The organism is Pseudomonas sp. WMBT8 (assembly GCF_050916005.1).
Lineage (GTDB): Bacteria > Pseudomonadota > Gammaproteobacteria > Pseudomonadales > Pseudomonadaceae > Aquipseudomonas.
In genome coordinates, this window is the sequence record NZ_CP188096.1 from 341,889 (window position 1) to 355,837 (window position 13,949).

Sequence of the window (13,949 nt, forward strand, 5' to 3'; positions counted from 1 at the left end):
CTCCTGTCACACACTGCTTGAACAACAAGTGCACCCATGTCCTAAAAGAGGTGCCGTGACAAAGGAGGGTGGTCTGTGAGCCATGCCGACGAACGTTTTGCCAAGAATCTTGCCAGTCATGATCACCCGATGACGTCGACGCTGCAGTTCTTCGAAGATACCCCCATCGACGCTGCGCCTTCCTCCATTGAGCAACCCCAACCAACCGCCATGCCGGCCTGTCGCGCGCAGGTTGTGGCGTTGGTGTCGGGCAATGGCGGCGTAGGGCGCAGCACCCTGGCGACGGCATTGGGCAGTGGCCTGCAACGCCTGGGGCGCGCAGTGACGGTGCTGGAACTGGACCCACAAAACGCCCTGCACCTGCACTTTGGCCTGCCCCACGACACCCCGGGAATCGGGCGTGCCAGCCTGTGCAAGCAACCCTGGGGGCCGATCGCCCAACCCGGCTTTTGTGGCTGTCGGGTAGTGGTCTTTGGCGAGACCGACCTGCAACAGCAGGAAGACCTGCAACGCTGGCTCAAGCAGGACCCGCAGTGGCTGGCGCAGCACTTGTCGCGCCTGGGCTTGAGTGAGCAGGCCACGGTCATCATCGACACCCCCGCCGGCAATAACGTCTACCTGCACCAGGCATTGCACGTTGCCGACAGGGTGGTGGTGGTTGCCCTGGCAGACGCGGCGTCACTGGGTGCGCTGGAGCAGATGCAGCGGTTGCTGGCGCCGTACCTTGCGCGGCCGTCGGCGCCGCGTTGCCATGTGTTCGTCAACCAGTTGGATGAGGGCAGTGCCTTCAGCCTGGATATGCTGGACGTATTCAAGCAGCGCCTCGGGGAGGATGGCCTGGAGGTGATCCATCGCGACCCGCAGATCAGCGAGGCGCTGGCCTTTGGCGAGGACCCCCTGGATAACGAGGCGGTGAGCCTGGCCTGTGACGATATCCATGGGCTGTGCCAGTTGCTGGATAGCCCGCCAAACGTGCCCTGACCCACGCCTTATACGGTTAACCGCAGATGCTTATGCACAATCTGTTGGTCGGACAGGTGTTGAAACAGTCATTTTGTGGAGCTGTTCTCATTACGCTGCAACTGCCTGTTTTTCGTGCGTTTTATTTTATGAACAAAAAATGATCAGTCAGGATTTTGGCCTATGGCGCCCGCTTTTACGGCGTCCTACAGAATTTCATCAACAGAGTTATCCACAGGGCTTGCTGCCCTTTGATCGCGCTCGGCGAGCACCATCAGGTTGCGCGGTGTCAGGCACGATTCGCAGAAGCGACCGACTAGAGCCTTGTAGCCGTTTTCTTGCAGGAACAATGCCCGATCCAGCACCAGCCACAATTCCAGCGGGCGGCGAAATAGGCCACGTACCAGTTCCAGGTTTCGTACATGGGCCAGGCGTTGCCAGCCATGCTGTTCCAGGGTTGCCCAATCCTGCTGCCCTGTGGATAAACCCTTGAGCGCCGCCAGGTGTTGGCAGTAATCAGCGAAGGGCCGGTGCAGCCATTCGCTGGGCAACGAAGGCGTGGGCAGGTACTCGTCACGCCCGCGCAGTTGCCGCTGCAACTGATCGAAACCCAGGCGCCGGGCCATGGAGGTGTCACGTTGCAGGCGCACCCGCAAGCCTGCGGTGACGGTTTCGCTCAGGGGCAGGCCGAGGTCTTCGCGCGACAAACGCAGCGCCGAAGCACGAGCCGGGGCCGACAGCGCCTGGTACTGCTCGCTACTGATGCGGTTGTAGCAGCAGGGCGCCACGGCCAGTTGCTGGCAGCCGGCGGCGCTGGCCAGTTGCAGCAGGCGTACGTGCAGATCGCCACAGGCATGCAGGGCCACCGGGGTGTGTTTATCGGTGAGTTGCTGCACAGCGCTTTCAGCCATCACATCTTGCTGAAGGTGGCGGGCGGGCATTTGATGATGGTCGCTGAGGATTTGGCCTGCGCCGATCAGCGCCGGATCGTACTCCAGGCAGGTCAGGCTTTGCCCCGGTTGCAGCAGCCGCCGGCCAAGGTGGCCTTTGCCGGCGCACCAATCGAGCCAATGGGTGGGGCGCTCGGCAAACTGCAAGGCGGCGCCAAACGCCTCGATCTGCTGCCATTTGCGCCCCGGTACATCCACATTCAGGCGCGGCGCAGCTGCATGTAGCGCGCTCGACGGTAACTTATCCACAGCGCTGAGACGCGCCGCCAGCTGCGCCCATTGGGGAAACGGCGCCGGGGCTTGTAGTTCGGTGGGCAGGTTGTGACTGCTTTCGGCCTCTGCCAGCGAGCGCTGGCGCAACCATTGGGCCAGCGCTGGATGCTGGGCTTCCCAACGCAATTGCAGATGGGTGAAGGGCCGTGGTCGCCACAGCCCTTGATGTTCGGTGAGGAACGCATCCAGTGCGAGAAAACGGGCCAGCAGTCGCTCGCCCGTCAACCCGCTGTTAGCGTCCTTGGCAGGCATCGACCCGCAACCAGCGTTCCAGCAGCTTGAAGCCGCGCACCAGCACATAGGCCATCAGCAGGTAGAACATGCCGGCGGCAAAGAAGATCTCCACCGGCAGGTAGGTGCGGGCAATGATGGTGCGGGCCATGCCGGTCAACTCCAGCAAGGTCACGGTACTGGCCAGGGCGCTGGCCTTGAGCATCAGGATCACTTCGTTGCTGTAGGCCGGCAGGCCGATGCGCGCGGCGCGCGGCAGGATGATATAGAACAGTGCCTTGGGCTTGGACATGCCCAGCGCCCGCGCCGCTTCGATTTCACCGGGCGGGATGGCCTGGATCGCGCCGCGCAGGATCTCGGCGATGTAGGCGGCGGTGTGCAGGGTCATGGTGACGGTGGCGCACCAGAATGGGTCCCGCAGGTAGGGCCACAGGGCGCTTTCGCGCACGGCGTCGAACTGCGCCAGGCCGTAGTAGACCAAAAACAGCTGCACCAGCAGCGGCGTGCCACGGAAGAAGAAGATGTAGCAGTAAGGCAGGGTGCGCACGTACCACAGTCGCGAAGAACGGGCGATGCCCAGGGGGATCGCCAGCAACAGCCCGGCGATCACCGCGATGGCCACCAGTTCCAGGGTCAGGGTCGCGCCCTGGGCCAGTCGTGGCAGCCACTTGATGATCACGGCCCAGTTCAGGCCCAGGTCGAAATGCGCCAGCCAGCTATAGTCGCCGTTCATTGCGTGCTCCTCGCAAAGCCGCGAGCGGCGCGTTTTTCCAGGAAGTACATGCCGGCCATGGCCAGGACGGTAAGGCCCAGGTACATGAAGGCTGCGACCATGAAGAAGGTGAACGGCTGCTTGGTGACGGTCACGCCGATTTGCGCGTGGCGCATGATTTCTTCCAGGCCGATCACCGAGACCAGTGCGGTGTCCTTCATCAGGATCATGAACAGGTTGCCCAGGCCCGGCAGGGCGATGCGCCACATCTGCGGCATGATCAATCGGGTGAAGATACGCAGCTTCGACAGGCCCAGGGCAATGCCCGCCTCACGGTGGCCCTTGGGGATCGCCAGGATCGCGCCACGGAACACTTCGGTGGCATAGGCGCCAAAGCACAGGCCCAGGGCAATCACGCCGGCAGCGAAGGCGCTGAGCGACAGGTCGGGGTTACCGAAAAACTCCCCGAGGGCCCGCATCATATTGACCGTGCCGAAATAAATCAGCAGCACCCACAGCAGTTCGGGAATGCCCCGGACAATGGTCGAGTAAGCGCCGCCAAGCCATTGCAGGAACTTGTACGGGGAAGTCTTGGCCAGGGCGCCGGCCAGGCCGAGCACCAGCCCCAGGCATAACGCCGTGAGTGCCAGTTTGACGGTCATCAGCGCGCCGGCAGCGAGTGCGGGGCCGAATCCGTAGAGATCGAAATTCATGGTTTTTTCATATCGCGCAAGGCTTGCGAAAAACCGGCGCGCTCAACGGAGCGCGCCGGTCTGGCCAATCAGGATCATTCGATGCTGAAAGGGAAGTACTTGTCGTTGATCTTCTTGTAGGTGCCGTCGGCCTTGATTTCCGCCAGGGCTTTGTTCAGGCGCTCGCGCAGCGGGTCGCCTTTACGCACGGCGATGCCGATCTTGTCGCTTTCTACAACCGGGTCGCCCTTGAACTCGTAGGCCGAACCGTCTTTGCTCTTGAGCCACTCGTATTGCACGTACTTGTCGGCGAGCATCCCGTCCAGGCGGCCGGACGTCAGGTCGAGGTAGGCGTTTTCCTGGGTGTCATAGAGCTTGGCGGTGGTGTCTGGCAGTTTGTCTTCCAGGTAGGTACCGGCCAATGTCGCACGCTGGGCACCGATGATCTTGCCCTTGAGGTAGTCGGCGTCGGTCTTGAAGTCCTTGATGGACTTGGCCGCGATGAATTGCAGCTTGTTGGAGTAGTACGGGTCGGTGAAGTCAACGGCTTGCTTGCGCTCGTCGGTGATCGACAGCGACGACACCAGGAAGTCGAACTTCTTGGCGTTCAGGGCCGGGATGATGCCGTCCCAGTCCGAGACATACACTTCGCACTTCTCGACTTTCATCTTGGCGCACAGGGCGTCGCCGATGTCTTTGTCGAAGCCGACAACGTTGCCGCTGGCGTCTTTATTGTTGAAGGGCGGGTAGGCCGCCTCGATCCCCATTTTCAAAGTCTCGGCCATGGCCGTGGCGCTGAACGCCATGGAAACGGCGGCGGCCAGGAGGAATTTTTTATAGTTCTGCATGCATGTTGCTCCGTTAGCGGTTGCTGGACATGAATTGTTTGCAGCGCGCCGAAAGCGGGTTGTCAAACACCTGCTGTGGCGATCCTTGCTCTTCGACCAGACCCTGGTGGAGGAACACCACTTCGCTGGACACTTGGCGGGCAAAGCCCATTTCGTGGGTGACCAGCAGCATGGTGCGGCCTTCTTCGGCCAGCGCGCGGATCACATTAAGTACTTCCTGAACCATTTCCGGGTCAAGTGCCGAAGTGGGCTCATCGAACAGAATGACTTTAGGCTGCATCGCCAGGGTGCGGGCGATGGCGGCGCGTTGCTGCTGGCCGCCAGACAATTGCGCCGGGTAGGCGTGGCGCTTGTCGCTAATGCCGACCTTGGCCAGCAGCGCCTCGGCCACTTCGATGGCTTCGGCCTTGCTCTGGCCGAGCACGCGGCGTGGGGCCTCGATGATGTTGTCGAGGATGCTCATGTGCGGCCAGAGGTTGAAGTTCTGGAAGACAAAACCGATTTCGCTGCGCAGGCGATTGATCTGCTTGCCGTCGGCGGCCATCAGCTCGCCGTTTTTCGCGGCCTTGAGCTTGAGCTCTTCGCCGGCCACCAGGATCTGGCCCTGGTGCGGGTTTTCCAGCAGGTTGATGCAGCGCAGGAAGGTGGACTTGCCGGAACCGGACGAACCCAGGATCGAGATCACATCGCCGTCGCGAGCGGTCAGCGAGATGCCTTTAAGCACCTCCAGCTCACCATAGCGTTTATGCAAGTTGCGGATTTCAAGCGCGGGCGCGGCCAAAGCCATGTGCGGTCCTCATTGTGTTCATTGCGTTCCTGCTGTTGGGTCGCCTTCCTGGCGTGGCGCCAAGCTAGCATAGCGTCCGGATGACAGCCAACAGCGCCACGGGCGTTAAACAGACGGTGTGTGACAGGTTGTCGCATCGGCACAGTAGCGTGTCGCGCCATCAACAACCGAACAGCCGTTTTAACCGATAAACCCGTGGCAGTCGCGTAAAAAAGGGCGCGATGGTGCCAGCTTTGGCCGGGTGTTGGAAGGGTTAAACGGGTAAACGGTGCCTATCGGCCCTTTAATTGGGCGTCACTTACTTTTTGTGTGTGTTTTTGGTGCGCTCATTCGTTCTTGAAGTGAGTCGAGCGGTAACGCTGTGGCGGATTGCCAGTAATCTCAATGGCTTGCGAGCGCTGAGGGATTGTCCTACAGGCCGCGTCAACCTTGGCTTTGTAACATTTTGGCGCAAATCTTGCGTAAAAAATAAAGAACGCCCCGTTTGTTTCTTTTCACGAAGAGGCGGCAGGCCGGGTGGACCGTATACGCAATTCCTCGCAAAGGTGTGTCAATGAGTAGTACGCAAAGCTCCAATGACCTCGAACAGGGGCTCAAACCGCGGCATGTCACCATGTTGTCGATTGCCGGTGTGATCGGCGCTGGTTTGTTTGTCGGCTCCGGCCACGCGATTGCGGCAGCCGGGCCCGCCGTACTGTTGGCTTATGCCGCAGCCGGTACGTTGGTGGTGCTGGTGATGCGCATGCTGGCCGAGATGGCCGTTGCCTCGCCAGACACTGGCTCATTTTCCACTTACGCCGACCGGGCTATCGGCCATTGGGCCGGCTTTACCATCGGCTGGCTGTACTGGTGGTTCTGGGTGCTGGTGATTCCCCTGGAAGCCAACGCCGCCGCAACCATCCTGCATGCCTGGTTCCCCGACGTGGCGATCTGGGCTTTCACCCTGGTCATCACCTTGCTGCTGACCGCAACCAACCTGTTCAGCGTGAAGAACTACGGCGAGTTCGAGTTCTGGTTTGCCCTGATCAAGGTGGTGGCGATCATCGGCTTTGTGATCCTCGGCGTACTGGCGATCTTTGGCTTGCTGCCGGGCAGCCAGGTCAGCGGCGTCTCGCACCTGTTCGACACCCAAGGCTTTTTGCCCAACGGCATGGGCGCGGTGCTGGCGGCGATTTTGACCACCATGTTCTCGTTCATGGGCACCGAGATCGTGACCATCGCGGCTGCAGAATCGAAGAACCCTGGCCAGCAGATCACCAAGGCCACCAACTCGGTGATCTGGCGGATCGGCTTGTTCTACCTGGTGTCGATCTTCATCGTTGTGGCCCTGGTGCCGTGGAACGATCCGACCCTGGCTGCCGTTGGTTCCTACCAGACTGTGCTGGAACGCATGGGCATCCCGAATGCCAAGCTGATCGTCGACCTGGTGGTGTTGGTCGCCGTGACCAGTTGCTTGAACTCGGCGCTGTACACCGCGTCACGCATGCTGTTTTCCCTGGGGCGTCGTGGAGATGCGCCGGCGGTGGCCAAGCGCACCAACAAGAGCGGCACGCCTTACTGGGCGGTGATGCTGTCTACCGGCGCGGCGTTCCTCGCGGTATTTGCCAACTACGTGGCGCCGGCGGCGGTGTTTGAATTCCTGCTGGCCAGCTCCGGCGCGATTGCGCTGCTGGTGTACCTGGTGATTGCCGTGTCGCAACTGCGCATGCGGCAGAAACGTACTGCGGCGGGCGAGAAGATTGCCTTCAAGATGTGGTTGTTCCCCGGCCTGACTTACGCGGTGATCGTGTTTATCGTCGGCGCGTTGACCATCATGTTGTTCCAGGAAGCGCATCGGGTGGAGATTATCGCGACCGGTGTGTTGAGCCTGCTGGTGGTGTTGGCGGGGTTGCTGGTGGCAAGTCGGCGCCGGGCCCAGAAGTTGGGGGCTGCGGTACTCAACTGATGAGTTGAAATGCGTGTTGCCTGGCACCACAAAGCACTGTGGGAGCGGGCTTGCTCGCGAAAGCGGTGGGTCAGTCAACATCAATGTTGGCTGGGCCGACGTCTTCGCGAGCAAGCCCGCTCCCACATTGGTGTGGTATCAATCCTGCGCGCTAGTCAGCGCCTGGGATGCCGCCACGTAGTCCGCCTGGAACTCTGGCGATTCAATCCACGCCAACGCCGCCGCTTCATCATCGCTGTCGGTGGACCACTGCCGATACTCGATCAGCGCCGCCAGGATAAAGTCCGTGGCGTTTTCTTCGCCTTCCTGCTCCAGCACCAGCGCCAGCAACGGGTGCGCCAGGAATGCCGCACACAGCGCCTGCTGGCTGGTCTCGCCGGCCGCGCGCATTTGCACGAACAGTTCGGTCAAATCCACCGACTCAAGGTCAATACGCTCGTCGTCACCTGCAAACGCATCCTGCTTGGGCGCATTGGCGCGCTGGGTGCGGTTCTGCTTGGCCTTGGCTTTTGCCCGCTGGGCACGTTTTTGCTGCTTGTCTGGCGAAGCCATGGGCTCACGTCCTTGGTTCAGGATCTGGGTGGCGTATTGAAGCGCAGGTCTGGCGAAATCCCAAGGGTTTCTACAGCCGTGACCCCGGTGTGTCGGCCGGCAACTGGCCATGCTGCAACCAGGCCAGTGCAATCGGCCACAACCGATCCTGATATTCGCTACGGAAAAACGCGAAATGCCCGACGGCCTTTTCGCCAATATCCATGGGCGCGATACGCAGGTGCGTGCGCTCGCTGGCCTGGAAGTAGTTCAGCAGACGCTCGATGGCGGGCACCGTGCCAAACGGGTCGTCGCTGATGCTGATCGCCAGGATCTGTGCCTGCACCCGGGCAAAGGGCAACACGCCCAAGGCCCGCCCGCTGGGGCGTGTCTCGTAGGTAGGCGTGGACGTGCTCCAGTCGCGCACCACCCCGGCGGGCGTGTCTTCCAGCCAGCCCAGGCGCTTGCCCGGGAAATATCCGCAGACGGCGGTGACCAGTGGCATCACCAGGTGCCATTTGGCAAACATCCGCCAGCGCCCGTTTGCTTGATAGTCACGCCAGTAGGCGAACTGTGCCCCTACGGTGACCAAGCGCCTGATCGCCGCCCCCGACGCTCCGAGCCCGGCCGCGCAGCCGCCAAAGCTGTGGCCGACCACATTAATGGGCTGCCCGGCAAACTCGCGCTGCGCCCGTTGCACGATGGCCTCGAAATCCAGCCGGCCCCAGTCTGACCACGAGGCCTTGAACCCACGCAATGAGCCACTACGCGACTCGCCGATACCGCGATAGTCGTAGGTGATGACGTCCATGCCATTGGCAAACAAGTACGCGGCAAAGCGCGAATAGTGACGGCAGCGTACCGAGGTGGCGGCGTTGATGATCACCACTGGGCGCTCGATGTCGCGGCGGATATGGCGCCAGGTGAAACCGCCGATGGGGTAGTGGTCGGCGGCGGGCTCGCGGAATGTCTCGGGGTGAGGGCGGGTCGGCAGGTTCATGAAAGGCCTTGATCCATGCGCTGTGGATAGGGGGAGTGAGCCAAAACTCTAGTGATCGTTGACGACTTTTTGCTGGCAAGCCAGCGCCTACAGTGAGTTGTTGTCTGTGCCATCGCAATGTTGCGTTTGGTTCAGGCGCGATTCAGGCGTGCTGCCGGCAATATACGCCAGCATCTCCCCCGCCCTGGCAGGTTAAACCATGGAACACCGCAACCGTTTTCGTGTGGAGGCCCTGGGTGTTTTCCTGGTGGCCTTGTTGTTATTTACCCTGGGCATCTGGGATCAACAGCCGCAAGGGTTTGACGGGCGTTGGGCGGTGTTCATGCAGGAGATGTTCCGCCACGGCGCGAGCCTTTTCCCTACCACCTACGGTGAGCCTTACCCGGATTACCCAGGGACGGCGACTTATTTCAGCCTGCTCTTTGCCCGGTTGTTCGGTGCGCCTAACGACCTGGCTAACGTGCTGCCCACCGCCCTGGCGTCGGCCGGGGTCATGGCCCTGGTCTACCGTTTGCTGGTGCCCTCCGGGCGGGCCTGGGCGTTGCTGACGGTAGTGCTGACGGCCTTGACCGCGCAATTGCTGGAGAAGTCGCGTTCAGTCTGCCTGGACCAGATGGTCTCCCTGCTGTGCCTGGGCTGTTTCTACCTGCTGCACACCGGCGAGCGCCTGGGCTCGCGGCTGCGCCAATACGCAATCTTTCCCCTGTTTGTGGCGGCCTTTGCCATTCGTGGCCCTTTGGGGTTGATCGAGGTCTGTGGTGTTGCCTGCGTGTATTGGGCGCTGGGGCCTGCCCGCTCGCGGGAAGAGAAGATTGGCTTGCTGAAAAAGGTGATTGCCCACGGCGTGATCGGCCTGGTCCTACTCCTTGCCTGTTGGTGGGTGTTGCTGAAGCTGGCGCGGATCAGCGGGGGTGATGCTTTTGCCGATGAGGTGATGAAGATGCAGGTGGCCGGCCGCCTGGATGAAAGCGGCGAACCGTTCTACTTCTACTTCAAGCTGAGCCTGTATCGCTATTTCCCGGTGATCCCGCTGGCGCTGGCGACGTTGATTGCCCTGCGCCACACTTGGTCGGCGCGCAACGACGATGCCGATGTGCGGCTGATGCTGCGCCTGGGCGGCTGTGGCCTGATGATCCTGCTGGGGTTATCGGTGCCGAACTTCAAGCGCGCCTACTACATCCTGCCGATGGTCCCGATGTTTGCCGCCGTGGCGGCCTACGGGCTGCTACAGGCCCGGGGCTGGTTGCTTGGGGTGCGTCGGGGTTATGAGTGGCTGGTGGCGGTCCTGCCGCTGCTGGGGCTTGTCGTGGTCCTGGTCTGCCGGCAGCTGTGGAGCAAGCACGGTTACTGGCCTGATGTTTCAGTGCCGGGATTGATTGCGCTGCTGGTCGTCCTGCAACTGGCGGCGGTGGCTGCCTGGCGTCGTTTGCACGGCCGTGTGGGGCCGCGACTGGTGACGCTCAGCCTGATCGCGCTGGCCACTCAATGGCTGGTACTGGTGACGGTCGTGGAGCCGGCCAAGGATCTGCAATTCGACACCAAAAACTTTGTGGGTGCGGTGGAAAACCTGCGGGCCGAGCACCCCGGACCGTTGGTGTTTCTCAACCTCGGCAAGGACACCTGGGCCATTCGCTACATCATGAACCTGGGTCATGACGAGCAGCCGCTGTTTGTCGGGCGTGACGACCTTGCGCAACTGAACGCGCTGCCGCGTTCGTCCTGGGTCATCGTCGCGCGCAAGGAAACCGAACTGCTGCAGGCCACGCCGCTGGAGCACCTGGCCCCAGCGTTCAATGGGCGACTCAATGACAACCCGTTGTTGGTGTTCCGGGTGCCGTGATCAGCCGCCGCAGTGTCGTGGCCTTACAGCTCGATCAAAAGTTGTAGGCCAGTGTACCGACGAGCGTACGACGGTTACCGATGAAGCAGTCACCTCGTGCCAGGCATGTGGTGTAGTAGGTCTTGTCTTCCAGGTTGGTCGCGTTGAGGCTCAGGTTCCAGTTCTGGTAGCGATACCCGAGCATCGCGTCCACCAGGGTGGAAGACGGTGTTTTCAGCCGGTCGGCCCCATCCCAGCTGGTTCCTACATAGCGAATGCCTGCACCGACGCTGAACCCGGAAATGTCGCCGATGCTGAATCGATGCTGGCTCCATACCGAGGCCATGTTCTCTGGAACGCTGGCCAGGCGTTTGCCTTGCTCGGCGGGCGAACCCTTGATGACGGTGGTGTCGGTGTAGCTGTAGGTGCCAATCAGGTCCCAGGCGGGCGTGACTGTCACCAGGGCTTCGAGCTCCAGCCCACGGGCACGGGTTTCACCACTTTGCAGGGTGTTCATCGCATCCAGGGGGTCGGGCATGCGCCGGTTCTGCTCGCGAATGTCATACACCGCTGCGGTGTAGAGACTGTTGCTGCCAACTGGCTGATATTTCACGCCCAGCTCCCATTGTTTGCCCTTGAGCGGTACGTATGGCTCCAGCGTTCGCCGGTTGAGGCCGATTTGGGGCTGGAATGATTCGCTGTAGCTCAAGTAGGGCGCTATGCCGTTGTCGAACAGATAGGTCAGGCCCGCGCGGCCGGTCAGCTTGTCGTCCTTTTGTCGGGCGCTGCCTTGGGTCTGGCTGGCGGACCAGTCCTTGCGCAGGCCCAGGGTCAACAACCACTGCTCGTATTTGATCTGGTCCTGGGCATACAGCCCTTTTTGCATGACCCGTTGCTCCGGGTCTGCGGTGAGGCGAATGACAGAGGGGTCAAAGGTGCCATACACCGGGTCGTACACATTCAGGGGTGTTGCCGGGCCGCTGGCGCCGTCCCGGTTGGAGACGGCATGCTGGTAATCGCCTCCCAGCAACAGGGTGTGTTGGAGCGGGCCGGTGTCAAATCGAGCCTCGGCGTTTTGGTCGGCGACCCACACTTTGACCTCGGGTTTGGAAACGTAATAGACGCGGTCGAGGGTCTGGTTATCGGGCTTGAACGGTGGGTTTTTGGCAAATACCGAGTAAATCGATTGGTAGCTGACTTTGCTTTTTTGCCAGCGCAGGTTTTGGCGCAGGGTCCACGTATCGTTCAGATGCCACGAAAATTGCGACGTCAGCGCTGTCTGGTCACTGTCGTATTCGTCAAAGCCTGGCTCGCTGGCGAACCGGTTGCTGTGGATCCGGCCATATGGCGCGTTCCAGACGGTACCTTTGTGTGGGAAGAACTGCGTGGTGGAGCCGCTGTCATCGCGCTGGATGTTGGCCAGTAGGGTCCAGTCGATATCGTCGTTGGGGCGCCAGGTCAGCGATGGCATCAGGACCTGGCGGTTGTCTTTGACATGATCAACCTGGGTGTCGCTGTCGCGTTGGATCGCCACCAGCCGGTACAGCAGCGTGCCTTGTGGGTTCAGGGAGCCGGTGGTGTCCACGGCGACCTGCTTGCGGTTGTAATTGCCGTACTGCAGTTGCACTTCGGTGTGCTGTTCGGCTTTGGGGCGTTTGCTGACCTGATTGATCAGGCCCCCCACGGGGCTTTGCCCATACAGCATCGACGCGGGGCCCTTGAGCACTTCAAGGCGTTCCAGGGTGAAGGGGTCGGTGCGCACGTTGGTGTAAGTACCGAAGCTCTGCTGTAAACCATCCAGGAACAGGGCCGGCGAGCTGCCTCGCACTTTCGACCAGTCTCCCCGGCTATCGAGCCCGAAGGTCTCGGCCCGCACCCCAGAAACATACCGCAATGCGTCTTGCACGGTCAGTGCGCCCTGATCGCGCATGCGGTCGGCGCTGATGACGGAGATCGACTGGGGGATCTCAGTGATTGGGGTGTCAGTCTTGACCCCCGTTGCACTGCGCTTGGCAACATAGCCTTTGACCGGGCCGTCGGCCGTTTCTTCTGAGGCAGTTGCCGTAATGCTTTGGCTGGGCAGTTCGAGCTGGCCTTTTTCCTCGGCCGCGAAGGCGGCGGGGGCAAGCATCGAAGCGAATCCTAAGGGGGCAAGGCCAAGTGCCTTCAACCATGAACCTGGCTCGCGTGCAGAAGGCATCGCAGCTCCTTGATTATTTTTAGTGGTGCAGGGGGGATTTTGCGCGCCAGCTTAAATGATAATAATTGCTATTAGCAACTATGGGCTTCAGTCGAGCCTGGCTTTTTGGCGGGGGGGATGTTTGATGCGGGCGACCGGGTGGGGTCGCCCTGTGCGGGGAGGGGCAATCAAGGCTGGCCGTCAGGCAGGACTGCGAAGTGACATTCGCCCTGCACTACCTGGAATGGGGCGACGAACTATTTGCAGCGATAACCCTCGGGCATCGTGACGCTGTAGTTGCGCTGCACACGGTCCTGGAAGTTCAGGTTCTGCAGGCCCTGCTGTACCAAGAAGGCCTCGACCTTGGCCGCCTGGCAGTCCTCGTTGTAGGACGTTACCCGCAGCAGGTACACCGCGCGTTTGCTCGCTTCATCCCGAGCCGTGGCGGTGAAGGTGGTGAGTGTGGTGTAGCCGGTGCGTTCCGAGCTGCCTACCGGGCCATAGGTGGTGTTCGGCGTGCTGGTGCAGATCATCTGGTCGCTTTTTTTCTTGCTGTTCTTGCACACGGTAGAGGTGCTGGTTGGCACCTGCCCATACTCGGTGGCGGTATAGCGGTAGGTCACCTGGTGGCTGTCGATATCGAGGGTGATGGTGATTTTTGGCGTGCGATTCTTGGGCAGGGTCACGTCGGTATAGACCTCGCGAAACCCCTGGTCCTTCATGGCGCTGACCATGTCGCGCAGGTAGTAGCGGGCATTGAGCGCATTCTCGCTATTGCCGCCGACCGATGTCACCAGCACGGGCGCCTGTCGGTCAAAGTGATAGTCCGGATCAGGGGTTGCATTGATCGCGACGTCCATCGTCGTGGCGCATCCGCTGAGCAGCGCTGTCAGCATTAACAGCGTGCAGAACAAATACCGGGTCATGAAGTAACTACCTTGCTGAAGAGTGGATTAAGGCTAGACGGTTGAGCAGCGCGATAAATAACACATCGGATGCCCGTGAGGCTTGGCGTTAACCTA

At 61.1% G+C, this 13,949-nt stretch carries 12 protein-coding genes; 3 read left to right on the forward strand and 9 right to left on the reverse strand.

Annotation, left to right across the window (positions count from 1 at the left end; translation table 11 throughout):
• Positions 1–75 precede the first annotated feature (75 nt).
• On the forward strand, positions 76–981 hold the full coding sequence (bcsQ, locus tag ACO77H_RS01425) for a cellulose biosynthesis protein BcsQ (RefSeq protein ID WP_432754905.1): 906 nt from the start codon (positions 76–78) through the stop codon (positions 979–981).
• A 185-nt stretch (positions 982–1,166) separates the two neighbouring features.
• Here bcsQ and ACO77H_RS01430 read toward each other — a convergent pair whose 3' ends face one another.
• The 5 genes from ACO77H_RS01430 to ACO77H_RS01450 form a co-directional block, all read right to left on the reverse strand.
• Entirely contained in the window at positions 1,167–2,435 is a 1,269-nt protein-coding gene (locus ACO77H_RS01430; protein WP_432754906.1) for a methyltransferase, read from the reverse strand.
• Complete coding sequence (locus tag ACO77H_RS01435; RefSeq protein ID WP_029295855.1) at positions 2,416–3,105, reverse strand: ABC transporter permease; 690 nt, start codon at positions 3,103–3,105, stop codon at positions 2,416–2,418. Before ACO77H_RS01435 ends, ACO77H_RS01430 begins: the two co-directional genes overlap by 20 nt.
• A gap of 38 nt (positions 3,106–3,143) precedes the next feature.
• Positions 3,144–3,839 carry an ABC transporter permease gene (locus tag ACO77H_RS01440; protein WP_076961640.1) on the reverse strand — a complete coding sequence of 232 codons (696 nt, stop codon included), beginning with the start codon at positions 3,837–3,839 and terminating at the stop codon, positions 3,144–3,146.
• Between the two features lie 74 nt (positions 3,840–3,913).
• Positions 3,914–4,666: an ABC transporter substrate-binding protein gene (locus ACO77H_RS01445; protein ID WP_057437113.1), complete on the reverse strand. Its 753-nt coding sequence runs from the start codon at positions 4,664–4,666 to the stop codon at positions 3,914–3,916.
• 13 nt (positions 4,667–4,679) lie between these two features.
• Positions 4,680–5,453, reverse strand: coding sequence for an ABC transporter ATP-binding protein (locus ACO77H_RS01450; protein ID WP_247405983.1), 774 nt, complete (start codon positions 5,451–5,453; stop codon positions 4,680–4,682).
• A gap of 553 nt (positions 5,454–6,006) precedes the next feature.
• Between ACO77H_RS01450 and gabP the strand changes: the two genes are divergently transcribed.
• Positions 6,007–7,398: a GABA permease gene (gene gabP, locus ACO77H_RS01455; RefSeq protein WP_057437117.1), complete on the forward strand. Its 1,392-nt coding sequence runs from the start codon at positions 6,007–6,009 to the stop codon at positions 7,396–7,398.
• Positions 7,399–7,536: 138 nt separating this feature from the next.
• Here gabP and ACO77H_RS01460 read toward each other — a convergent pair whose 3' ends face one another.
• Both ACO77H_RS01460 and ACO77H_RS01465 read right to left on the reverse strand, forming a co-directional pair.
• Positions 7,537–7,950, reverse strand: coding sequence for a hypothetical protein (locus ACO77H_RS01460; RefSeq protein ID WP_170042360.1), 414 nt, complete (start codon positions 7,948–7,950; stop codon positions 7,537–7,539).
• 70 nt (positions 7,951–8,020) lie between these two features.
• Entirely contained in the window at positions 8,021–8,929 is a 909-nt protein-coding gene (locus ACO77H_RS01465) for an alpha/beta hydrolase family protein (RefSeq protein ID WP_432754907.1), read from the reverse strand.
• Between the two features lie 199 nt (positions 8,930–9,128).
• Between ACO77H_RS01465 and ACO77H_RS01470 the strand changes: the two genes are divergently transcribed.
• Positions 9,129–10,769 (forward strand): ArnT family glycosyltransferase, encoded by a 1,641-nt coding sequence (locus ACO77H_RS01470; RefSeq protein ID WP_432754908.1) that lies wholly within the window; start codon positions 9,129–9,131, stop codon positions 10,767–10,769.
• A 34-nt stretch (positions 10,770–10,803) separates the two neighbouring features.
• Here ACO77H_RS01470 and ACO77H_RS01475 read toward each other — a convergent pair whose 3' ends face one another.
• Together ACO77H_RS01475 and ACO77H_RS01480 are read right to left on the reverse strand one after the other, a co-directional pair.
• Positions 10,804–12,879 carry a TonB-dependent siderophore receptor gene (locus tag ACO77H_RS01475; RefSeq protein WP_432754909.1) on the reverse strand — a complete coding sequence of 692 codons (2,076 nt, stop codon included), beginning with the start codon at positions 12,877–12,879 and terminating at the stop codon, positions 10,804–10,806.
• A gap of 305 nt (positions 12,880–13,184) precedes the next feature.
• Positions 13,185–13,853 (reverse strand): hypothetical protein, encoded by a 669-nt coding sequence (locus ACO77H_RS01480; RefSeq protein ID WP_169955637.1) that lies wholly within the window; start codon positions 13,851–13,853, stop codon positions 13,185–13,187.
• Between the last annotated feature and the right edge of the window lie 96 nt (positions 13,854–13,949).

Bases quoted from the DNA above. Each gene is read 5' to 3' on its own strand.
- ACO77H_RS01430 (WP_432754906.1), bottom strand. From the start codon at position 2,435: ATGCCTGCCAAGGACGCTAACAGCGGGTTGACGGGCGAGCGACTGCTG.
- ACO77H_RS01440 (WP_076961640.1), bottom strand. From the start codon at position 3,839: ATGAATTTCGATCTCTACGGATTCGGCCCCGCACTCGCTGCCGGCGCG.
- ACO77H_RS01445 (WP_057437113.1), bottom strand. From the start codon at position 4,666: ATGCAGAACTATAAAAAATTCCTCCTGGCCGCCGCCGTTTCCATGGCG.
- ACO77H_RS01450 (WP_247405983.1), bottom strand. From the start codon at position 5,453: ATGGCTTTGGCCGCGCCCGCGCTTGAAATCCGCAACTTGCATAAACGC.
- gabP (WP_057437117.1), top strand. From the start codon at position 6,007: ATGAGTAGTACGCAAAGCTCCAATGACCTCGAACAGGGGCTCAAACCG.
- ACO77H_RS01460 (WP_170042360.1), bottom strand. From the start codon at position 7,950: ATGGCTTCGCCAGACAAGCAGCAAAAACGTGCCCAGCGGGCAAAAGCC.
- ACO77H_RS01465 (WP_432754907.1), bottom strand. From the start codon at position 8,929: ATGAACCTGCCGACCCGCCCTCACCCCGAGACATTCCGCGAGCCCGCC.
- ACO77H_RS01470 (WP_432754908.1), top strand. From the start codon at position 9,129: ATGGAACACCGCAACCGTTTTCGTGTGGAGGCCCTGGGTGTTTTCCTG.
- ACO77H_RS01475 (WP_432754909.1), bottom strand. From the start codon at position 12,879: ATGCTTGCCCCCGCCGCCTTCGCGGCCGAGGAAAAAGGCCAGCTCGAA.
- ACO77H_RS01480 (WP_169955637.1), bottom strand. From the start codon at position 13,853: ATGACCCGGTATTTGTTCTGCACGCTGTTAATGCTGACAGCGCTGCTC.